Below are 21,656 nucleotides of genomic sequence, written 5' to 3'. Positions count from 1 at the left end.
TATGACAGACGATAAACAGACACAGACATACCAGGGATATGAACAGGGAACCATTTATCCGGCCAATGATGCATACAGCCTGCTGCTGCGTCTGATCCGGAACTGCCCGTGGAATCGCTGTTCCTTTTGTCCGGTTTATAAAAAGCAGAAATTTTCCATACGCCCTGTGGAAGATATTATTAAAGACATTGACCTGGTTCGTACATACATTGACAGGCTGCTTCAGGAAAATGCCACGCCCATTGCCTTTGATCAGGAGCGGATTCATTCCATTTATACCGCTTTCGAGGTTCGGGACCGGGTTGCATTCAACAATGCTGTCAAGTGGCATGCTGCGGGCATGGCCTCCATTTTCCTCCAGGATGCCAATCCCCTGGTTATGAAACCCAAGGACCTGCTTTTTGTGCTCGGGCATATCAAGGACTGTTTTACTCAAACTGAAACCATTGCCACCTATGCCAGAAGCAGCACCATCCTTCAATTGCCTGACGATACTCTGGAACAGTTGCATAAACTTGGTCTTAACCGAATTCATCTGGGCCTTGAAAGTGGGTCAAATTTGGTGCTTAACCGTATGCGTACAGGAGTTGACAGAGCCGGCCACATAGAGGCGGGTAAACGGATCCGGCAGGCAGGTATTAAGTTGTATACGTATGTGATGCCGGGTTTAGGTGGCGTTGATTTGTCCATTGAGCATGCCCTTGAGACCGCTGAAGCACTGAATGCCATTAATCCGGATGTGATCAAAATTCGGACCCTGGGTCTTTCTCCTTCCACAGAACTTTCCCACTGGCAGCTTCGGGGTATGTTTGAAAAACCGGGTGATGCCATGATTGCCACGGAAGTGCGCCTGATGCTTGAGGCACTGGACAATATCCAGTCCCGTGTAAAAAGTGATCACATTCTGAATCTGTTTGAAACTGTTACCGGTAAGATGCCCCATGACAAGGAGAAAATGATTGGGGTTATTGACCGGTTTTTTGAATTGGCCCCCCAAGAGCGTATCCTTTATCAGATCGGTCGGCGCATGGGTTTTTTTAAGGGGCTTGAAGATATGGATACAAGCCCCCAAATGGACCAGGTGCGGCTTGCCTGTGAAAATTACGGCGTCACCCCAAAAAACGTGGACCAGATTCTTGACCGGCTGATGACGCGGTTTGTGTAAGCACCTTTATATTCACGTTCCCTTTTGTATAAAAAAATGCAGGTATTGCGATTTTTATTCCAAAACCAACCTCTCTTTGATTTCTGATTATGTCACGGCCCTAGTCCAGGAAATTCGGCTGCGTTCACCTTCAACTGTATTACAGCCCAAAGGCAACGCTGCAACTGTGTACTTCGGTGGCGGCACGCCGTCTCTGCTTGGACCTCAGCACCTTGAAGCCATTCTGCGAGCTTTGGACAACGCCTTTGGCCTTTGTCGTCAGACCGAAATCACCCTTGAAGCCAATCCCGGTACCCTGGACGAGATCCATTTGAAATCGTTCCAAAGTATGGGGATTAATCGTGTAAGCCTCGGTGTCCAGTCACTTGATCCGGTACAGCTTGCCCTTTTAGGGCGTATTCATTCAGCAGATGATGCCGTACATGCCGTGGAAAAGGTCCGTGCTGCCGGTATTGAAAATATAAGTCTGGATCTTATTTACGGCCTTCCCGGTCAGACCGGAGAACACCTGATCCGGGAGCTGGATGCTGCCTTGGATCTATCGCCTGCGCATCTTTCCTGTTATATGCTTACTCTGGAACCGGGCACGGCTCTGCATGCCATGCATGAACGGGGTCAGTTTTTACCTATGGCACAATCGGATCAGGTTGATCTGTTCTATGCGGTTGCCACATATTTGAAGGCCCGTGGATGGGATCATTATGAAGTATCCAGTTTTGCAACGCATACAGCCCTTCGTTCCCTGCACAACCGTGCGTATTGGCAGATGTTGCCCTACCATGGATTCGGGCCGGCCGCCCATTCCTATGCCGTAAAGGGCGATACGGATGGATCGGCTGTGTATAAAAGGTTCTGGAATGCCCCGGACCTGAATGGATATATCAGAGCCTTGAAAAAAGGAGAATTTCCCGCATTTGACAGTGAAATCCTTACCCTGGAACAGCGGCAGATAGAATTTGTTATGGTGGGGCTGCGGACATCCATGGGCCTTGACATTAGAACCGGGCAAAGCCTGTGGCAGAATCGGTTTTTAACCGTGTTTCAACGCCTAATGGACAACCTTGAAGATAAAGGGTTGGCCCGATTCCAGGACGCCGGGCAACGATTTGTTTTGACCCTTGACGGCTGGATGCGCCTGGACAGTATCGTTACTTCTTTTGTTGAAAAAATTTGATGCTCAGGCCAGTTTCTTCCTTAACTGCCGGTGGTCCTCAACCCGTATGGTCAGGTGCATGGCGTCAAAATATTCAATCAAAGGGATAACATATTTTCTGGAAATGCCGGTCATATCCTTAAATTGCGGTGTGGTGATCTTTTCATTGGCTTTGAGGAATTCAATGAGTTCTGTTGCAAGATTATTGACGGCAACGGCATCAAAAAATAGGTCATCTTTTGTTTTGATCACCTGTTTTTCATCAATGAGCATCTGCATCACATCCTTCCCCGTTTTCTGGTCCAGGTCCAGATCTTGGCATATGGTGCGGAAAAAGGGTGGGGTCAGACCAGCTTTTTTGTAAATGTTGGCAATTTTTTCTTTGGTTTCATGCTGGTCCACCTGCAGGGCCACCTTGAATTCTGAAAGTTTCACAAGGTTTTTGTTCAGAACAATGAGGTTTTCCTTTTCCAGGCGGTGGAACAGGATGTTGAAAAACCGGGCATCATCCACATATTGAAATTTGGATTTCAGCTCCTGGGCCGGCATGCCTTCCTTCAAAGGGTTTGCCTGGTGATAGATGGTCAGCCGTTCCAGTACTTTTTCCTTAAATTCATCAAAAATAGTGCCATGTACATAGATCTGCTTCTCCTTGTCCGTTATGACAGCTTCCTGTTTTGCAAGCATTTTCTGCAAAGCGGCAGCCAGTTTTTTGTCCGGGACATTGGTCATGACCCTTAATTCATTTAAGGTCAACCCGGAATATCCCTTGATGGAGAGAAAATAGGCAATGGTTTTTTCATCATCCTGTGCAGCAAGGTCATAAAGTCCTTCAATCGTAGCCGTGTCTTTAAGCTTGTATTTCTGGGACACCGGGTTGAGGATGGCACCGCCCCCGATGGTTTTAACAGGAGAGTAGGATCGGATAACGTATCTGTCGTCTTTGATACAGCAGACCGGGGATTCCAGGCGGAACTGAACCGGTGCCGTGTCCCCGGGCAAAAGCGTTTCCCTGTCCAGCAGGATCATGTACCCTTGTATTTCACTTGTGCCCGAATGGAATCTTACCCTTGTCCGGGCTTTGGCCGGCTTGGCATTGCTTTTCAGGTAATGAAACTGTGCATCCACCATATAGCTTTCAATCAAAGCCCCCGGCGTGGAGAGTACATCGCCTCTGAATACGGCTTCCCGGTCAAGACCCTGGAAATTGATGGCCGTCCGGGTACCGGCTATGGCTGTTTCCACCGAGCTGGAATGCACCTGCAGGCCCCGGACCTTTGATGTGATTTTCCTTGGAAACACCATGATGTCCTGGCCCACGCTCACCTGACCTGAAATCAGAGTTCCGGTGATGACCGTGCCGAACCCTTTCATGGAAAATACCCGGTCCACGGGAAGTCGGAAAATGGAAGAAAATTTACGGGGCGGGATTTGTGTACATATTTCTTCAAGGGTGCTTAAAAAGTCCTCCAGCCCTTGGCCTGTGGCAGAGGACACGGGGACAATGGGTTTGTCTTCAAGGAAGGTGTCTTGGATAAAGTCATGGATGTCGTCCATTGCAAGTTCCAGCAGATCGTCATCCACAAGATCCGTTTTAGTCAGGGCAATCATGCCGTGGTTGATGCCCATGAGGTTGCAGATCTCCATGTGCTCCCGGGTCTGGGGCATGACGCCTTCATCTGCCGCAATAACCATGACCACCACATCAATGCCCGACGAACCGGCCACCATGTTTTTTACAAATTTTTCATGACCGGGCATGTCCACGATGCCGATGTGCTGTCCATTGGGAAGATCCAGGGAGGCAAACCCAAGTTCTATAGTGATACCGCGTTCTTTTTCTTCCTTGAGACGGTCTGTTTCAATGCCTGTCAATGCCTTGACCAGGCTGGTTTTCCCATGATCAATGTGTCCTGCTGTGCCCAGAATTATATTGTCCACAAATGCCTGCCTGTTACCCTTTGGATTTTCTGTAATAGCTCATGCCATAAGCCAGGGCCACAAGAATTATGCCTGTGGCAACACCATGGAAGATGCCCCAGTCCGGTTTGAACAGCCGGGTAAGGATGATTCCGAATGCAAGGCCTATAATCAGACGTATGGTAAAAATGATCAGCGTATTCATATTCATTATATTAACCGCCTTGTTGCGTGTTTTGTTTGTAAATATTTAAAGAATAATAATCAAAGGGGCAGGGCAGGTCAATCACAATATGTAACTCAAATTTCATTAATAGTGCAAAAAAAGACTTGAAAAAGAAAAGCAGTTCTGATAGTTATGCAGAGTTTTTTGTGGTGGGTGTAGCTCAGTCGGTAGAGCACCAGGTTGTGGCCCTGGTGGCCGCCGGTTCAATCCCGGTCACTCACCCCACAAAGATTTCAAAAGCAGCCGATTGGCTGCTTTTTTTATTGGTGAAATGCGTTGTCTCGGCTAAGAGCTTGTTTGATAATTAGGGGATCGAAGCGAAATCTCATGAAAATGGCCCCAATTCCCAAACAAGCTCTAAGGTTTATGGTCATATATTGTGGAATGGATTAACGGCATGGTGGTCATCGGTTTTTTTGTTCATACTTATAATAACCTCTTTAACGCCTTCGACATTTTCAGCAATTTTTTTTATTTCATTATATGCATCATTTTTTATGTCCAACGAAACTTCCGGATCACCGATCCTTACAACACCGTCATCGGCTGTGACAATGCTTTTTGGAGATAATTTCACAAGAGCCGCATGAACTTTTGCGGCAAGAAGGGCATCATCAAGCATTTTTTCCGATTTGGGTGTGGTTTTAAAATTGGGTTTTCGAACCGCTCGGCAAATCAGGTCTGCGGCATCCTCAACTGAAAGGTTTTTTATATTGATGACCATATCATAAAGTTTACTGTCCCATGTATCAATTCCGTATAACCTCAGGCCCCATTTCCTTCGCTCATCATCATCTTTTTTCAGGATATAGCGTGCTTTTTCCTCGGATATATTTTCCCGCCGGACTTCTTCTTTTACACGTTCCTCTATATCCGATGTGATTCTGATTTTCAGGACATTGGGAAGATCCAGCAAAAAATAGTGCCCCGCCAGTCCGTGATAAACAATATTGTCTTTTTGGATATGCTGTAAGAGCGCCTTCCGGATATAACTTACATAGCGTTCCCTGCCGTGGGTGTATCTTTCAAGAGCGGATGGTGCGTCATGAAGTGCCCTGATCAGTCTGATCTCCGGGATATTGAATTCTTCCGACGCTTCAAGCAGAATATCACGGGAAATACATTTATAACCCAGTTCAGAGGCTACCTTTTCAGCAACTTCCTTTCCGCGACTGTAAGAACCTCTTGAGATGGTGATAACGGACATTGTAACCCCTTTCTTTTAATTTTATAATACGTTTTTTTATATGAAAGTTTCAATAAGTTGTTGAATTACTTTCTTGTTTCGTTGTGGACTGGGCCTGGGTGTTGATAGGCCAGGTCAGTCCGTGGCTGTTATAAGAAAGATCTGTGTAGCCGGCACAGATCTTTCAACTTTCGTTGTGGGCTGAACCACGGTAAAAAGAAAGTTCAGCCCGTGCCTGTTATATATATCATTTATCCTAAATGACGGGGCTAAAATTTCAAGGTAAAAACTGCGTTGCAAATCATAACAGGGGATATATTTTCTGCAATAGGTGCGTATTGTAAATGATATCAGTATGCTTTGGTGCTTTTTGAAAATACCTCTATTTCAAAATGAAACAGCCTCCTGTTTTCACGATCCAGGCAACTTGCCTTTTTCTGATCGCTGAAGGCTCTTGTGGGCGTGGTATAAAGAAAAAATTGAGGAACCTGCATTGTCTGGTATATAAAATGCTGATTCATTCTATTAACATTGGTGTTTCCCATAAATTTTCTCGCACGGGTTCTTAAAAAATAACAGAAAGGGGTAAGATGAAGCAGATACTGCTTGCCATTGACGGGAATGATCCCTCCCGTCCGATTTTTAAATATGCCGCTGATTTGTGTAAGCATATCAGTGCCCGGCTGTGTATTCTCCAGTTTATAAACAATAGAAAAGGCAGAACACTTGGCGCGGATTATACGGCAGATCATACAAATTATTCAAATAATATAGGCGGCAAAATCGGAAATATTGAAATAGAACACCGTGATATGTTCGGCCAGGACACCAAACACCTTGCGGGTATCTCCGGGCCGTTGAAAAAAATGCTTAAAAATTTGAACTGTCCGGTTCCCTATTCTGTCGCATTGAGTGCCGGCAGTCCTGAAAATGTTTTATCCGGCTACGTTGATTCCCACCATGATATCGTTCTTGCCGTATTTGACCCCTCCCATGACCATGCACCTGCATTTGCCCGGATCAAGAAACTTAAAGAAAGGTTAGGCGTTCCTCTGGTGGTTGTGGATCCCGCCGTTACAAAAAAAGCCCATTAAGCAATCCCAAGCCTAATTCGTTAAGAAAGCCTGTGTTGAAAAATCCTATCGCTTTCATTACAGTTCATTGCCAATTCCAGCACCCGTTGATGGTGTGTAAAAAGCAGGACTTGAATGTTTGTTGATAATTGGGCCAGCACTTCCAGGCAGACACAGGTTCGATCATCATCAAATCCGATAAGGATATCATCTACAACAAAGGGCATGGGTTCTTCTTTTTTTATATGCTGCTCAAGGGTCGCCAGGCGCAAAGCAAGATAGAGTTGATCCCGGGACCCGTCACTCATGCCGGCTATGGCCACCTCGTGATCGTCCGGTCGAACACCAAGCAGTATTGGCTTTCCGGAAGAATCCAGTTCGTCCCTCAGCCCTGCGTAGGAACCCAATGTAAGCGTAGAAAATAATTCACCTGCTCTGCCTAATACAGGAGCCTGATTTTCTTTTCTGTAGCTTTCTATTTGCTGTTCAAGGATGAGCGCGCCTATCTGGAAACGCAGATAATGTTCAGCATGCTGGGCTATGCCGGCCAGATGTTCTTCTGATTGTGCGGACGCGTTGGCTGCCAGCGCATTCCCATCTTTTTCTTTGATTTCGTCTTGAATTGTCCGCCGCTGATCTCGTAAATTGTCTCTTTGGGATTGAAGGTCGTTTAGCTCAATGGATATTTTTTCAGTCTCGGCTTCTATGGCGTCAATTTCACAATTGTTTAACTCTTCTTCCAACGCGGCAATGCTTAAACCGTCACCATTGCGATTAAGTTCCTGTTCAAGCGTTTCAATGCGTTCTAACAGATCACGCTTATTGTTTGATCTTTCAGCGGCCTTAATAAGTGCCCCATCTGTTTCAGTCCTGGCTTGCTTTTTTAATTCGATAATTTTTTCTTGTGAATGGCGGATAGTAATATTGACCGCTTGTATATCCTGCTCTTTTTCATCAAGTTGGTCTTTAATTTTGATTAAACTTGCCCGGGCTTCGCGCGCAGCATTCAGATCTCGATGTAAAAGAGCCGCAATTGTCAGTGCATCCTGATCGTCTGTTTTGAATTCAATGCGCTTGGCAAATTCATAAACTTTGCTGTGAAAGTTTTCTTTAACCTTATCCATGCCGTAAATTCTTTTACGCAACTCTTCAGATTGATCGAATTTTTGGAAGAACAGCACCAGGTTGTCAACGATTTCGGTAACTGTTTCCGGGTGTACGTCGGTTTTCAGGCTTAGGCCGTCTATTGCTTTTTTCCATTCATCGGACCAGGCCATCAAATCATTTTTAACCGTTTTCAGCTCATCCTGGGTTCGCTTTAAACGGATTCCTGAATCCTTTAAAGACAGCTCTATTTCACGACGTTTATCACGCTCTTTTTGTTCTTTTTCAATTCGTTGTTCACACAATGAAATCAATGCTTCAAGGCGTTTTTCTTTTGTCTTTTGCAAAGGATTAAATTGGAAAATCTGATTTGAAATCAGTTTTTTTAACTGATCGCACGCTTCAGACAGTTTTTCTTTATTGGTTGAAACGGCCTTTACCGTTTGGATTTTTTCGATCAGCCTTTCTGCTTTCAGCAACCACTGTTTCATTTCCCGGGGGGTGCCGGCAATAATATTTAAAGACTTCCAAATATCCGTCCACCTGATATTAAAATCAGTTTGATCCTTTTTTGTTTTTTCGAGAACCGTTGACAGCTCATTGATTTGAGACACCATGCTATCAATCTGGGCTTCCAGTTCTGCCCGTTTAACCACCTGATCAGCATCCAGCCTCAGGCGGTCTGATATATTATCAGCTTGTCTGATTTTTTTTTCATAAACAGTTGGTAAGTCAATTTCTTGTGTATATGCCGAAAGCGTGTTGCTGATATCCAGTTGTTGGATATATTTTTGTTTTATTAATGCCCATCCCAGATCTCGGTCTTTACGCAATGCCTCTAAATCAGCAATTTGAGGTACGTCTTCTTTTAATAATAAAGCGTTTAACTCCTGTTCAGCCTGTTTTTTTTCATCTTCCAGTTCCTGCTTTTTTCGGGATGCGGTTTTGAATTTTTCTATAAGTTCATCGTTTTCTTTTTCAAACCGGTCTATGGTCTCAGGAACCGGTAAAATCATAGATAACAATGCGTCTGCCGTGCCGTGGTAGTTCCCTAATCTTGCAAATTCATTTTTCCCGGCTGCGTTTTCTTGTGCGGCCTGTATTGTAATGTCATCCAGGCGTTGTTCAATGTCTCCTGCTTTGCGTGCTGAAGCAATTGACGCTTTTAACTGCGTTAAGTCAATTTGACTTTGTGATATATCTTCTAATTTACTTTTAAGTGATTTTTGTTCGTCCAGCAGATCTTTTAATGCGGCTTTGAATCCTGCTTCCTTTTGTATCAATAAACTGTTCTTCCGGACCAATCCCGAGATCCATTTTTTATTGTTTAGAAGGGGCCTGAGTTGATCTGCGTCATCTAAATCCATATCAGGCCGGATACCTTTTAACAGGGTTTGGGCATCATTGCGCAACAACCGTCTTTTTCCATCCTGCTGGGGTCGGTCCGCATTTGTTTTTTCAACCGCACCAAGATTTTTGTAGAGCATTAGGATCGCATCTTCATTTTTCAGCAGATCATCCCGGACACTTAAAGCACCGGATTCTTTATTTAAGGCGGCAAGTTTGACTCCCAGGCGTTCTTTTAAGTCTAATGCATTTTGAAGCGTTTCTACGGCTGTTTTATGTTGGTCGGTAAAATCTTGGGGCAGCAGCAACACAGGGCCTAATTCTTCAATTTTCGCCAGATAGTTTCGACGTTGGGCCAGGGCGCCTTTGACACGGTTGATTCTTTCCAGGCGGTTTTTTTGTTTGTTCGTTTCAGTGATCTTTTGTTCAACACCACTGATATCGGCATTGCTTTTTGATAACTCTTTTTGCAGTGCTTTCCAGTTAGAAACGGGCAGGATGGCATCACGCATTCTTTTTTGCGCATCTTTATAATCTGATATCGCCTTGTTTAACAGAGCCTTGGAACTTCGAGGTTTGAATATCTCCGCTGCACTGTTTTGCATTCCCTCCAGGATTTTTCTGAAATCCGCAGTCCCCACCGCGGCACTGAATAACGCCTGGCCAAGATCCCCGGATTGTTCCAACAGTTCCTGGCCACCGGCAATTAACCGGCCATGGTCAATACCCCATAGTTTAGTAAAAAGGGTTTCATCAATGCCGGCAGGAAGAAATCGTGTGAACCGGTTTTCATCTAACGGCTCATTGCTTCCAAAATTGAGCAGCGTGTCTTTGTTTCCTTTTCTTCTGATAAATTCAAATTTTTGTCCATTTAAAAACTGTAATTCTCCACCTATTCGAAGCTGGGGATTGGAATGAAGAAAGTTGTCTTTGGTTCTGGTTTGAATGCCGAACAGCCAACCGATAAGCGCTCTCAATGATGTACTTTTCCCGGCTTCATTATCTCCGTAAATAATATGTAATCCCAAATTACCATCAGACAGGTCTAAGGATTTTTCTGTGAAGTGTCCGAAAGCCATAAGATCAAGGCGGTTAATTCTCATTATCACCCCCGCTTGAAAGCATTCTGCCGATCAGCATTTTTTGGGCTTCCTGGGTTATTCGTTTGATGGTTTGTTCATCGTTCAAATCTATAATGGTATCGGGCCCAAATGCTTGTGGGGGAACTTTTTGCCGAAGTTCTGCTATTTTATCTGCCAAACCATCTATCATCTCAACATCATTTGGTGTTGAAATGATCGACTTGAGTAATTTCCCCAGTGCATTATCATCAGCCAGGGCCGTTTCTAAATCATATTTTCCCTGGGTTTTGTTTTCAACACGCTCAATCCAAAGTTGATCGCCTGCAATTTCAGCCCCAAGCGCTTTAATTTGTTGTTCAAATCTTTCCGGGAAAGCGGCAAGTTGATCAGACAGCTTTGTTGTACCGATCAGTTTTATTCTCATTGCAAGGGGCCTGTCCTCTGCCGATATTTGTTCTTTTTCAACGGCTTCCCTGATTTTTTCCAGGATATCCCGACGTTCTTCAATATCGGTCATATCAATTTGTATTTGCGTCCAGCGCAGGACATCAAGGGGAATTTTTTCAATTTCCTTTACGGTTTCGTCCTCAACCGTGACAATAACACAACCCTTTGGGCCGCTCTCCCGAATATGACGGCCTTGTATACATCCGGGAAACACAACAAGGGGGTCTTTACAAACGATTTCCTGTTTGTGGATATGGCCTAATGCCCAGTATTGATATCCCTTTGAAATAAGATCATCCAGGGAGCACGGCGCATAGCTTGCGTGTCCTTCCCGGCCATCAAGACTGGTATGAAGAAGTCCTATATTGAACACGCCTTTTTCAGCTTCACAAAATCCCGTTGCCAGGTTTTCGTCAACATGCCGGCTTTTGAAACTGCGCCCATGAATGGCAGTAGACAATTCTTCCAGTTTTACTGTTTCCACTTTTCCGGCAGAAAAAATTTTCATGTTTGAGGGCGTATCCAAGGCTTTGGTCATCCGATTAGCAGCATCATGGTTTCCTGCGACACAAAATACTTGTATATCATGCTGATTTAAGCGGCCCATTTGCCGGCTTAAAAAAATTCCCGTGCTGTAGTCTTTCCAGTCTCCGTCATAGAGATCTCCGGCTAAAAGCACGAAAGCCACTTTTTCTTCTATCGCCAGACCCACCAGATTTTGAAAGGCTCTTCTGCACGCGTTTCGAATGGCATCAACGGGCGCGGACTCATATCTGGATAGACCGCGCAATGGACTGTCTAAATGGATATCGGCTGCATGAATAAATTTAAACATTGTAGACCTTTTATATCTCCCCATTCGCTTATTTTTTTTAGTGTTTTGTTAATTTTTACACACAATATATTGTGTTATAATACTCTTGCTCAGAAAAATTATGTCATATTTGGAATGCAAAATCATAATTTTTATATGCAAAAAACAAACCATATAAGAATTAAAAACTAAAATTATTCAGGATTGTCTTTTTTTAGGCAAATAATGACTCCCCATGATTATAAATTGGCTTTTCTGATTTCAAAATAAGCGAATGGGGAGTTATATGTGAAGAAAAAGTTAACTTAGGACCGCAGATTAAATAAGTTGGGCAGAAATAACGCCGAATTAGGGTTCATCTACAAGGCGCATTAAAGGTTAACTAGCAGGTCTATTGGCCTTTTATGCAACGAAGTAGATGGGCCAAAAGGCAAGCTATTTCGTTCAATTTTTTATATGAAAGAACTAAACTAACCGGTTAGTTCCTTTCATGATTTGTTGTGGCCTGAGCTCGGTGAAAGACCAGGTCGGCCATGGCCGTTATTTAATCTGTGGTCCTTAAGGTTAAATGTCTTATCGTCTATATCTGCGCTCACTTTTCCATGCAAGGGAAAAAAATCTTTCTTGGTTGCAGCGTATTTATTTGCCAGTAAAAAAGGATTGTTTAAAAGTCGAATTGGTTGATATTTTAACAAAGGATTCGACAATTACGAACTAAAATTTTGAATGCGTTATTTAACGGCCAAGGTAACTCTGAACGAAATTATTGCCCCCGGGATGCAAAAAAGATCACCTCAAAACTGAGGAGATATGACGCCGCAAAAGTGCGGAGTCGATCTTTTCATAACAAGGGGGATACTTCATTTTGATTATTTACAAAGAACATTTAAATTGATAGGTTTATTTGGTCTTTTTCAAGAAATCCCAAAAATAGAGAGGAAAATGACTTACCAAAAATCATATGACTGGCGAAATTCTCCAAGGTTTGATTATGGGCTGCCAGTTGATATCCTCTTTAAAAGAAAACTTTATAAAGGAATTAGTATCAACATAAGTGAGACTGGGATTTTTATTAAATCTATCCCATTAGATGATTTCAAAATTTTTGATAAACTCACGATAACTTTTCAGAGACCTGATTTAAAGCCCGTCAAGGAGATTGGCCGGGTGGCAAGAAAGACTAATGAAGGTATTGGAATTCTTTTCTTAGGTGAAAATCATCCAAAGGCAAACTGGCTCAGACCAAACATTGAAGTCCTTTTTACTTCTTAAAAATATTAATTCATCTTCCAATTTTAAAAGATGAAGGGCAGGGCTTTTGGCAAAACACCAAAAGCCCTTGAATTACTTAACTAACCAAATACTTTTTCCAGAAAGGGAATGATCTGTTTTTTACGGCTCATGATGCCGGGCAGCCAGCATTTGCCGTCAACCGGTTTTTCACCAAAGGCTTTTTCAACAACAGATTCGTCGTCAGAAGCGACGAGAAGCTCGGTGCCTTCTTTCATGATGTCGGTGAGCATCAACAGTACAGTGTGATGACCTTTTTCCGCCTTCAGATCACGGATGTCTTTTTCAAGATCAGCCTTGATGCCGTCAACGATAGACAGGTCAACCAGTTCAAGTTGGCCGCAGCCAATGCCGGAACCACTCATGTTAAAGTCTTTGTAGTCGCGCAGAACCAGCTCACGAACCGGAGTGCCGTCTACAGCAGATTTTACCTTGAACATTTCAATGCCCAGGGTATCAAGATCGGATTCGCCGCAGATTTCAGACAGCTTTGCACATACTTCTTTGTCTTTGTCTGTACAGGTGGCGGATTTGAAAATTACGGTGTCGGACAGGATGGCGCACAGCATGGCACCGGCAATGCCTTTGGGAATTTCGACATTGAAGTAATCGTACATGCAAGTAATTACGGTGCAGGTGCAGCCCACAGGCCAGATCCAGCATTCCAGGGGCTGTCCGGTGGTTACATCACCCAGCTTATGATGGTCTACAATACCCAGAATATTGGCATCGCCAAGGTCGTCAGGGCTTTGGGCCAGGTCAGAATGATCCACCAGGTAAACATCTTTGCCTGCATAACTGGTGATAACTTCAGGGGCAGTTAGGCTGAATTTATCCAGGACAAATTTGGATTCGGGGTTCAGGGCGCCCTGAATAGCCGGCGCAATATCTTCACCAAGGCTTTTTTTCAGATCGGCCAGCGCGATGGCTGCGACTACAGAGTCGGTATCTGGGTTTTTGTGACCCAATACGAGAGTTGACATAAAACCTCCTAAAAATTTAGTGTTGTCATCAGGTTATAATCCTCTATGAACGACTCCCACAACCGGCAGCCATCCATTTAAGTTTTAACTTTAATACCACCTGGTCTTATAGAATTAATCGCACTTAACCTCAAGCAAAATTTGAAAAAATATCTGTCGGGCCAGGAATTGAATGATATGTGCGAAGACGGGGCTAATCGGAATGGGGGGCCCGCAGTTCCCTGCGCAGCACTTTGCCGATGTTGGAGACCGGAATATCATCTTTGAATTCAATGATCCTGGGGCGTTTGTATCCTGCCATGTTTTCCTTGCAAAATGCCATGAATTCTTCCTGGGTGGCAGTCTGACCTTGTTTGAGTTTGATAACCGCTTTTACGGTTTCACCACTGTGTTTGTTTGCTACCCCGATCACTGCGCACAATTCAACTTTGGGATGAGTATATATAATATCTTCTACATCCCTGGGGTATACATTAAATCCGCCCACGAGGATCATATCTTTTTTTCTGTCCGTGATCAGGATATACCCGTCCTCGTCAATGTGACCGATATCCCCGGTTAGAAAATAGCGTTTGCCGGCAATGGTGACAAAAGCGTCAGCATTGGCATCGGAATTGTTCCAGTATCCTTTCATGACCTGGGGGCCGCAAGCGGCCACTTCGCCGTCTTTGCCCCTGGACAATTCCTTTGTGGGATTCTCAAGATCCAGGATTTTTATGTCCGTGCCGGGTAATGGAAATCCAATGGAGCCTATTTTTCTGATCTCCCGGTTGGTGGGATTGGCAGACAGCACAGGCGCGGTTTCCGTTAACCCGTATCCTTCAAAAATAACAGCGCCGGTTTTCTCCTCAAACTGACGGCATACATCCGGCGGCATGGGTGCTCCCCCTGAAAAGCATCCCATCAGGGAAGACAGGTCATACTCATCAAGCTTGGCATGGTTTGTAAAGGCCACAAAAATTGTGGGGACGGCCGGCATGAGCGTGGGGCGGTATTTCTGGACGGCCTTGAGGACATCCGTGAAGGGGGGCTTGCCTGTTCTGGGGTCCGGGATGCATACCAGGCTGCTGCCGGAGCCTGCGGCGCACAGCATGGCTACGGATATGCCGAAGCTGTGATACCAGGGTAAGATGCCTAAAAAACGATGGTATCCTCCGTAATATGCTTTTTCCAACGGTTTGCCGTCACCATGGGACAGCCTTAGATATTCCATGATTGCGGTCACCTGGTAGGTGAAGTTGATGTGTACAAGTTCTGCCCCCTTGGGGACGCCTGTGGTGCCGCCGGTGTATAGCATGACCGCCGTATCGTTGATTGGGTCAATGGTGATGTCGGGCGGCTCGGGTCTGGACCGGGCCACCATGTCGTCAAACATGATATGTTCGGGGTCATGGTGATCGGCTTTGGGAATTTTGCCTAACAGTCCGCCTAAAAATCCCTGGAGTTTAGGTAGGTAGCTTTTGATATTACAGACCACCATGGTTTCAATCGCTGTGCCTTCAGCGGCCTTGACTGCATTGGGATAAAAGGTGGAGTGGTCCATGCAGAATACCATTTTTGCAGTGGAATCATTAAGCTGCTGTTTTAATTCTGTGGGGGTGTATATCGGGTTGCAGTTTACGGCCACGGCCCCGGTCTTCATGATACCGAAAAATATTTCAGGGAAATGGGGCAGATTGGGCAAGACTATTGCCACCTTGTCCCCTTTTTTGATGCCTTTTTTTACCAGAAAATAGGCGATCCGGTCAGCCGTGTCTTTAACCTGGGAAAAGGTCTTTTTTGCTCCGTTGAATATGGTGAAAACTTGATTGGGATAACGGGCTGCCGAATCGTCCAGCAGTTTGAAAACCGGATAGTGGTAATCGGTGACATTGTGCGCAACCCCTTCGGGCCAAAATGGGGTGTTCCAGGGACCGGCTACTGTGTTTGCCTGGTTTGCCTGGTTTGTCTGATCTGCCATGGGGGACCTCCTTTTTATTGTATATCAACCCGACTGCCGTCAAGATGGCGCATATCTTTACTCTTGTAATAATAAAGAAATTTTCTTATTTTATCCATCGCAACTTTATATTAAAAGATAGGAACTCCAAATGAGAAGAATGATGATCAGCACCTTTTTCGGTTATCGGCGTAAAAAAAGAAGTTAAGGGGTTCCTATGCTGAGCGAAGCATTTGCTGGTGGAAATTCCATTTTCCACCGCCTTGATCCGAGGTTGCGGATCGTGTTTGCCACCCTGTTTTCCTTTCTGTTGGCCGTTTCAAAATCCTTTCCCACTATGGCGGCAGGGCTGGGGCTGTCAATGGCAATGATCTGGTTGTCCCAAATCCCTTTAAAAAAGGCGTTAAAAAGACTGGCGGTGATCAACGGGTTTAATCTGGTACTTTTTGTGCTGTTGCCCATCACTTTTGAGGGGACCCCCCTGTTTTGTATCGGGCCCGCGGACGGCTCTGTCCAGGGCGTGATTCTGGCTGCCCAGATCACACTTAAATCCAATGCCATCCTGTTGGCCTTTCTTTCACTTGTGACCACCATGACCATTGCCACTTTGGGGAACGCCTTGAACCGCATCCACATGCCTGAAAAAATTGTATATCTGATGCTCCTTGCCTACCGGTACGTGTTTGTGCTGGAGCAGGAATATTTGCGCCTGGCAACGGCCATAAAAGTCAGGGGGTTTGAGCCCAAAACCAATTTGCACACCTACCGGACCTACGCCTATCTGTTTGGGATGCTGCTGGTTCGTGCGACGGCAAGGGCGGACCGGGTATACCAGTCCATGCTCTGCCGGGGATTCAAAGGCAGATTTTACTGCATCCACGGATTTTCATTTTCCGGCCTGGACCGGATCGGATCAGTTGTCCTGGCATTAATTCTGATTGTACTGGGGAGTATGGAATGGCTGAATCCAATGCCTTTCAATGTGATGAATTTTTAATTGATCTGGAAAACGTAAGTTTCTCTTATCCGGGTCAAGGACAGGTTTTGAACGGTCTCAATTTTCAATTGCGCAAAGGGGAGCGCCTGGGATTGATCGGCCCTAATGGTAGCGGTAAATCCACGTTTATGCATTTGCTCATGGGTCTGATCAAACCCGATTCAGGTTCTGTTCGGCTGTTTGGGCAGCCCATGGAAGGTGAAAAAGATTTCAAACAGGCAAGAAAGCGTCTGGGATTTGTATTCCAGAATGCGGATGACCAGCTGTTTTCCCCCACTGTTGTCGAGGATGTGGCCTTTGGATTGCTGAACAACGGTAAAACACCCAAAGAAGCGGTGGCATTGTCAAAAAAAATGCTCCAGGCCTTAGATCTTGACGGCTTTGAGGACCGCATCACATATAAGCTTTCCGGCGGGGAGAAGAAGCTGGTCTCTCTGGCCACGGTACTGGTCATGGAACCTGATGTTCTGCTGTTGGATGAGCCCACCACCGGTCTGGACGAGCAGACCGTAAGGCGGATAGTCGATTTACTCAATGACCTGGATATGGGATATGTCGTGGTGTCCCATGAATTTGATTTCCTTGCAAAAACCACCCGTGACATCTTTGCCATGAAGAACGGGCAGATTCGATTTCAATGCACCTCAGATAAATTCAAACCGGCGGGATGATTTCGGGATGATTTTTACATAAAGGTGGTCAGGCTATTGATTTTCATCTGCGAGGGCGTTAATGAATAGGGTTGGATATCAGATTGCCTTGGGTTTTGAGGCAATGAAACATATACGGACAGTGAAAACAAAGATAACCCATAAACAGAAAGGTAAAAAATGACAGACCAAAGAATTTTCAATTTCAATGCCGGCCCTGCGGCCCTGCCTCTGCCTGTCCTTGAAGAAATTCAGGCTTCTTTCCTGAACTTTAGCAATTCAGGCATGTCCATCACAGAAATCAGCCACAGATCTTCCTATTTTGACGATGTTATCAATGATGCCGTAGAACGGACCAAACGTCTTTTAGGACTGGATGACCAATATCATGTTCTTTTCCTCCAGGGCGGGGCATCTTTACAGTTTGCCATGATTCCCATGAATTTTCTTTCCGGGGATCAAAGTGCCGACTATGTTAATACCGGGACCTGGTCTACAAAAGCCATTAAAGAGGCTAAAATTCAGAATAAAAAACATGTGGTCGTGGCCTCTTCCGAGGACAAGGACTTTTCATATATCCCTGAAAATATCCCCTTCAGCAAAGATGCGAAATATGTCCACATCACCTCCAACAATACCATTAAGGGAACCCAGTTTGCCGATTTTCCCGACACCGGCGGGATTCCGCTTATTGCGGATATGTCATCCGATTTTTTTTCACGTCCCCTTCCCATGGAAAAATTCAGCATGATCTACGCCGGTGCCCAGAAGAATTTAGGACCGTCCGGCACCTGCATGGTAATTTTGCGTAAAGACCTTCTGGAAACAGCCAATCCGGATCTGCCTTCCATGCTCAAATATTCCACCTATGCAGAAAAAAATTCCATGTACAATACCCCACCCTGCTTTGGGATATACACCATTGATCTGGTGCTTAAATGGATCGAAGAGGAGATGGGCGGCCTTGAAAAGATGGAAGCTTTTAATAAGGAAAAAGCCGGGCTTTTATACGATTTTATGGAGGCAAGTAATTTTTATCGGGCCACAGCAGCCCAGGGCTCAAGGTCTCTGATGAACGTAACCTTCCGTCTGCCCAGCGAAGAGCTTGAACAAAAATTTATAAAAGAGGCAACAGCCAAAGGACTTGGCGGTCTCAAGGGCCACAGATCTGTCGGCGGATGCAGGGCTTCTATTTATAATGCCGCCACCATGGAGGGTATTAAAGCCCTGGTGGCATTTATGGAAGTGTTTCAAAAGGAGGCCAAATAATGAAGGTACTGATCAGTGATAAAATGGATGAGTCCGGCATTGATATTTTCAGAAAACAGGAAGGCATAGAGGTCGATGTCAATACTGGTCTTTCCCCCGAAGAACTCAAAGAGATCATTGGGCAATACGATGGCTTGGCCATCCGGAGTTCCACCAAGGTGACTGCGGACCTGCTTGAATCAGCAAGCAATCTTAAGGTTATTGCAAGGGCCGGCATTGGTCTGGATAATGTGGACATTGATGCGGCCACCAAAAAAGGGGTTGCCGTCATGAATACCCCGGGCGGTAACACTGTAACCACCGCCGAGCATGCCATTGCCATGATGATGGCCCTAACCCGGAATATCCCCCGGGGTACCGCATCCCTGAAAGCCGGGCGCTGGGATAAGAAACTGCTCCAGGGCCGGGAACTTTTCAACAAGACCCTGGGTGTCGTGGGTTTCGGAAATATCGGTTCCATTGCCGCAGGTCTTGCCAAAGGGTTGCGCATGAACGTCATTGTGTACGACCCCAATATCTCTTCGGAACATATTGAAAAGGCCGGGTTCGAATATGTGACGTTGGATGAACTCTATGCCCGGTCGGATTATATCACCATCCATGTGCCTAAAATGGATGCCACCATTGACTTACTGGACGCCCAGGCCTTTGAAAAAATGAAGACAGGCGTCATGATTGTCAACTGTGCCAGGGGCGGTATTGTCAATGAAGAAGCCCTGCATGCTGCCATCCAGTCAGGAAAGGTAGCAGGTGCGGCCCTTGATGTGTTTTCCGTCGAGCCCCCGAGCGCAGACCATCCTCTGCTTCTGCTGGATCAGGTGATTGCCACGCCTCATTTAGGCGCATCTACCAAGGAGGCCCAGACCAATGTTTCCGTGGCGGCTGCCAACCAGATTATCGCCTATCTGTTAAACGACACAGTGATCAATGCCGTGAATGTACCGTCGGTGACCGGGGATGTCTTAAAGCAGCTTAAACCCTTTCTCTACCTGGTGGAAAAAATGGGGAAAATGCAGGCTCAGATCACCAAGGGCGGCGTGCGGGAGGTCAACATCGAATACATCGGGAAATTTCCGGACCTTGATCTCAAACCTTTGACCATTAACGGAATAAAGGGTCTCCTCAATGAATATGTCGGGGACGAGGTCAATTCGGTAAATGCCATTTCCCTGGCCAATGAGATGGGGATCAAAATTTCCGAATCCACCGCCAAGGAGGCCGGCAACTTCCTGAACCTTGTTCGGATGATCGTGATCACGGATACCCAGACCAATGTCCTGGAAGGCACCATTTTTGGAAAGGATGATGCCCGGATTGTTAGAATTAATAAATTCCGTTTAGAGGTCATTCCCGAGGGCCATCTGGCTATCATCCATAATGTGGATAAACCTGGTTCCATCGGCTCCATCGGCCTGAAATTAGGCGAGCACAACATCAACATTTCCAGAATGATGGTGGGCCGTGAGGATGACGGGGATAGAAATATTATATTCTTAAGAATAGAGACCCCGGTACCGGCTAATGTGGTCAAGGAGATCGAAGACCTTGACCTTGTGGTCAGTATGACCACCTTTGAGCTATAGAAAGGTAAGTTGTTCGTAAAAGTGCTATCGGGATCGAAAATAATGGATATTTCGATCCCGATAGCGTTCCGTGCAGCGATGCTCAAATAGATGCTGGGCGGATAATTTCAGAAAAAAAGTTTCATTCTACCGGCAGTACTCACTTGAGCAGGTAAAAAGTACAAGATTCATTAATTTTACTTTGACTCAAGAGCCCTTTTGATCTATATTCTCTTTCGTTGTTGCGGGGTGGAGCAGTCTGGTAGCTCGTCGGGCTCATAACCCGAAGGTCGTTGGTTCAAATCCTTCCCCCGCTACCAAAAAAATAAAGGCTCTCAGCTTTTTTGCTGGGGGCCTTTGTAGTTTGTCCAAACCTTTGAATAAGGCTTACCTGCTTGCCTTAAAATTGGGGAGATCTTTCCGGCATCACCGTGGAGAGGGCTATCCGAATTTTCGGTCAACCTTCTGCATTTAACCGCGCCGTTTTGAGCCGATTTTTCAGCATCTAAACCACGACAAGTTGAGCCTGATATGAGTCACCATGCCCTGAATTGGCGTGTAAGGCGAACTGACAGGCGATGGGATAAGCCCCCGGCAGTGGAGACTAACAGAGGTCTGAGCTGATCATTGAGCTTCAAATTGGAAAATCAAAATCATTCCACAAATTTATTGTGGTTCCCTTGAGCCTCCTTGATCTGTTAAAGATATTGTGGAATCATATGGTGTGCCCCACACAGAAAACGGCAGCCGTGTTTGACCGCTGGCCCGCTGATTTTTATTTTGTCGGCCTGACTGGCGGCATACCGTCGGTCGGCGCAGTTGAGTCAACTTTTGATGTCTGCTGTTCCTCTTCTTATGAGGATGCATAAATTACCGACATCGCCGAGCAGGAAGGGCGTATTGTGGTGACTCGGGATTTATTCCCCCCTCCTGAATTTATTGACTCAGAAGGAGAGTTGAACACACTATATCATTTCAGCAATCTCTTTTCCGTAGGCTTGTGCGGTGTCAACGCCGTCTTCGACCCAGGATGCCTTGATCATCAAAGGGCCGGAGGCCATTTTCATTTTGAAAATATAATTCATTGTATCAAATATTCTTTTATTGGCCTCGCCGCTCCATCCATACGCACCAAAGGCGCCACCCGGCTTGTCCTCAAGCTTTGCGTGTTCAGCCATGAATAAAACCTGTTTCATGGAAGGCAGCATTTCTCCGTGATAGGTGGGGGAACCGAAGACGTAAGCATCGAAACCTGTTAAATCTTTTTCGGTTTCTATCTGTTTAGCGGTTTTAACCTGCACCTGGTGCCCTGACTGACGAGCGCCCTCTGCGATTAATTCTGCTATTCCCTTTGTTTCGTCTACTCTGGATGAATACACAATAAGTATGGTTCCCATTTTTTTATCCCTGTTTATTTTGAATTTACTTGAATTTACTTGTTTAAATTTT

The 21,656-nt window shown here is 45.4% G+C and carries 16 protein-coding genes and 2 tRNA genes; 10 read left to right on the top strand and 8 right to left on the bottom strand.

The window, feature by feature from the left end:
- The first annotated feature begins 1 nt into the window (after nt 1).
- Both EYB58_RS21935 and hemW read left to right on the top strand, forming a co-directional pair.
- On the top strand, nt 2–1,165 hold the full coding sequence (locus tag EYB58_RS21935; protein ID WP_111958941.1) for a radical SAM protein: 1,164 nt from the start codon (nt 2–4) through the stop codon (nt 1,163–1,165).
- Nucleotides 1,158–2,339: a radical SAM family heme chaperone HemW gene (gene hemW / locus EYB58_RS21930; RefSeq protein ID WP_111958939.1), complete on the top strand. Its 1,182-nt coding sequence runs from the start codon at nt 1,158–1,160 to the stop codon at nt 2,337–2,339. Before EYB58_RS21935 ends, hemW begins: the two co-directional genes overlap by 8 nt.
- Before the next feature lie 3 nt (nt 2,340–2,342).
- Here hemW and selB read toward each other — a convergent pair whose 3' ends face one another.
- Together selB and EYB58_RS23410 are read right to left on the bottom strand one after the other, a co-directional pair.
- On the bottom strand, nt 2,343–4,259 hold the full coding sequence (gene selB / locus EYB58_RS21925) for a selenocysteine-specific translation elongation factor (RefSeq protein ID WP_111958937.1): 1,917 nt from the start codon (nt 4,257–4,259) through the stop codon (nt 2,343–2,345).
- A 13-nt stretch (nt 4,260–4,272) separates the two neighbouring features.
- Nucleotides 4,273–4,449 (bottom strand): hypothetical protein, encoded by a 177-nt coding sequence (locus EYB58_RS23410; RefSeq protein WP_165477792.1) that lies wholly within the window; start codon nt 4,447–4,449, stop codon nt 4,273–4,275.
- Between the two features lie 164 nt (nt 4,450–4,613).
- Between EYB58_RS23410 and EYB58_RS21920 the strand changes: the two genes are divergently transcribed.
- Nucleotides 4,614–4,689 (top strand) — tRNA-His (locus EYB58_RS21920).
- A 145-nt stretch (nt 4,690–4,834) separates the two neighbouring features.
- Here EYB58_RS21920 and EYB58_RS21915 read toward each other — a convergent pair.
- Nucleotides 4,835–5,671 carry a cytidylate kinase-like family protein gene (locus tag EYB58_RS21915; protein ID WP_111958935.1) on the bottom strand — a complete coding sequence of 279 codons (837 nt, stop codon included), beginning with the start codon at nt 5,669–5,671 and terminating at the stop codon, nt 4,835–4,837.
- A gap of 569 nt (nt 5,672–6,240) precedes the next feature.
- On the opposite strand from EYB58_RS21915, the gene EYB58_RS21910 reads away from it, so the two are divergent.
- A complete protein-coding gene (locus tag EYB58_RS21910) occupies nt 6,241–6,744 on the top strand; it encodes a hypothetical protein (RefSeq protein WP_111958933.1) in 504 nt (167 codons plus the stop codon).
- 20 nt (nt 6,745–6,764) lie between these two features.
- On the opposite strand, the gene EYB58_RS21905 is transcribed toward EYB58_RS21910, so the two are convergent.
- Nucleotides 6,765–10,277, bottom strand: a complete 3,513-nt coding sequence (locus EYB58_RS21905) for a YhaN family protein (RefSeq protein WP_111958931.1) — start codon at nt 10,275–10,277, stop codon at nt 6,765–6,767.
- On the bottom strand, nt 10,267–11,538 hold the full coding sequence (locus EYB58_RS21900) for a metallophosphoesterase family protein (RefSeq protein ID WP_111958929.1): 1,272 nt from the start codon (nt 11,536–11,538) through the stop codon (nt 10,267–10,269). The genes EYB58_RS21905 and EYB58_RS21900 overlap by 11 nt, the downstream gene beginning before the upstream one ends.
- Nucleotides 11,539–12,327: 789 nt before the next feature.
- Here EYB58_RS21900 and EYB58_RS21895 point away from each other — a divergent pair.
- Nucleotides 12,328–12,789: a PilZ domain-containing protein gene (locus EYB58_RS21895; protein WP_111958927.1), complete on the top strand. Its 462-nt coding sequence runs from the start codon at nt 12,328–12,330 to the stop codon at nt 12,787–12,789.
- Nucleotides 12,790–12,869: 80 nt separating this feature from the next.
- Here the strand turns inward: EYB58_RS21895 and EYB58_RS21890 are convergent, their stop codons facing one another.
- On the bottom strand, nt 12,870–13,790 hold the full coding sequence (locus tag EYB58_RS21890; protein ID WP_111958925.1) for a manganese-dependent inorganic pyrophosphatase: 921 nt from the start codon (nt 13,788–13,790) through the stop codon (nt 12,870–12,872).
- Between the two features lie 193 nt (nt 13,791–13,983).
- The gene (locus EYB58_RS21885) at nt 13,984–15,750 is read right to left on the bottom strand and encodes a long-chain-fatty-acid--CoA ligase (protein ID WP_111958923.1); all 1,767 of its coding nucleotides are present in this window, start codon (nt 15,748–15,750) and stop codon (nt 13,984–13,986) included.
- Between the two features lie 196 nt (nt 15,751–15,946).
- Here EYB58_RS21885 and cbiQ point away from each other — a divergent pair, with 196 nt between their 5' ends.
- The 5 genes from cbiQ to EYB58_RS21860 all read left to right on the top strand — a co-directional run bounded on the left by cbiQ (nt 15,947) and on the right by EYB58_RS21860 (nt 20,527).
- On the top strand, nt 15,947–16,726 hold the full coding sequence (cbiQ, locus tag EYB58_RS21880; RefSeq protein WP_111958921.1) for a cobalt ECF transporter T component CbiQ: 780 nt from the start codon (nt 15,947–15,949) through the stop codon (nt 16,724–16,726).
- Nucleotides 16,687–17,397: an energy-coupling factor ABC transporter ATP-binding protein gene (locus tag EYB58_RS21875; protein ID WP_111958919.1), complete on the top strand. Its 711-nt coding sequence runs from the start codon at nt 16,687–16,689 to the stop codon at nt 17,395–17,397. Before cbiQ ends, EYB58_RS21875 begins: the two co-directional genes overlap by 40 nt.
- Nucleotides 17,398–17,556: 159 nt before the next feature.
- Nucleotides 17,557–18,645 (top strand): 3-phosphoserine/phosphohydroxythreonine transaminase, encoded by a 1,089-nt coding sequence (gene serC / locus EYB58_RS21870; RefSeq protein WP_111958917.1) that lies wholly within the window; start codon nt 17,557–17,559, stop codon nt 18,643–18,645.
- A complete protein-coding gene (gene serA / locus EYB58_RS21865; RefSeq protein WP_111958915.1) occupies nt 18,645–20,228 on the top strand; it encodes a phosphoglycerate dehydrogenase in 1,584 nt (527 codons plus the stop codon). Before serC ends, serA begins: the two co-directional genes overlap by 1 nt.
- A gap of 222 nt (nt 20,229–20,450) precedes the next feature.
- Nucleotides 20,451–20,527 (top strand) — tRNA-Met (locus EYB58_RS21860).
- A gap of 645 nt (nt 20,528–21,172) precedes the next feature.
- Here the strand turns inward: EYB58_RS21860 and EYB58_RS21855 are convergent.
- Nucleotides 21,173–21,604 (bottom strand): flavodoxin domain-containing protein, encoded by a 432-nt coding sequence (locus EYB58_RS21855; RefSeq protein WP_111958913.1) that lies wholly within the window; start codon nt 21,602–21,604, stop codon nt 21,173–21,175.
- Between the last annotated feature and the right edge of the window lie 52 nt (nt 21,605–21,656).

The organism is Desulfobacter hydrogenophilus, assembly GCF_004319545.1.
GTDB lineage: Bacteria > Desulfobacterota > Desulfobacteria > Desulfobacterales > Desulfobacteraceae > Desulfobacter > Desulfobacter hydrogenophilus.
This window is presented reverse-complemented; position numbering and strand designations above follow the sequence as displayed.

Excerpts from the sequence above, each read along its gene's own strand:
- EYB58_RS21935 (WP_111958941.1), top strand. The coding sequence starts at position 2 with ATGACAGACGATAAACAGACACAGACATACCAGGGATATGAACAGGGA.
- EYB58_RS21895 (WP_111958927.1), top strand. The coding sequence starts at position 12,328 with ATGACGCCGCAAAAGTGCGGAGTCGATCTTTTCATAACAAGGGGGATA.
- EYB58_RS21875 (WP_111958919.1), top strand. The coding sequence starts at position 16,687 with ATGGCTGAATCCAATGCCTTTCAATGTGATGAATTTTTAATTGATCTG.
- EYB58_RS21915 (WP_111958935.1), bottom strand. The coding sequence starts at position 5,671 with ATGTCCGTTATCACCATCTCAAGAGGTTCTTACAGTCGCGGAAAGGAA.
- EYB58_RS21890 (WP_111958925.1), bottom strand. The coding sequence starts at position 13,790 with ATGTCAACTCTCGTATTGGGTCACAAAAACCCAGATACCGACTCTGTA.
- EYB58_RS23410 (WP_165477792.1), bottom strand. The coding sequence starts at position 4,449 with ATGAATATGAATACGCTGATCATTTTTACCATACGTCTGATTATAGGC.
- EYB58_RS21905 (WP_111958931.1), bottom strand. The coding sequence starts at position 10,277 with ATGAGAATTAACCGCCTTGATCTTATGGCTTTCGGACACTTCACAGAA.
- cbiQ (WP_111958921.1), top strand. The coding sequence starts at position 15,947 with ATGCTGAGCGAAGCATTTGCTGGTGGAAATTCCATTTTCCACCGCCTT.
- EYB58_RS21855 (WP_111958913.1), bottom strand. The coding sequence starts at position 21,604 with ATGGGAACCATACTTATTGTGTATTCATCCAGAGTAGACGAAACAAAG.
- EYB58_RS21910 (WP_111958933.1), top strand. The coding sequence starts at position 6,241 with ATGAAGCAGATACTGCTTGCCATTGACGGGAATGATCCCTCCCGTCCG.
- EYB58_RS21900 (WP_111958929.1), bottom strand. The coding sequence starts at position 11,538 with ATGTTTAAATTTATTCATGCAGCCGATATCCATTTAGACAGTCCATTG.
- EYB58_RS21885 (WP_111958923.1), bottom strand. The coding sequence starts at position 15,750 with ATGGCAGATCAGACAAACCAGGCAAACCAGGCAAACACAGTAGCCGGT.
- serC (WP_111958917.1), top strand. The coding sequence starts at position 17,557 with ATGACAGACCAAAGAATTTTCAATTTCAATGCCGGCCCTGCGGCCCTG.
- serA (WP_111958915.1), top strand. The coding sequence starts at position 18,645 with ATGAAGGTACTGATCAGTGATAAAATGGATGAGTCCGGCATTGATATT.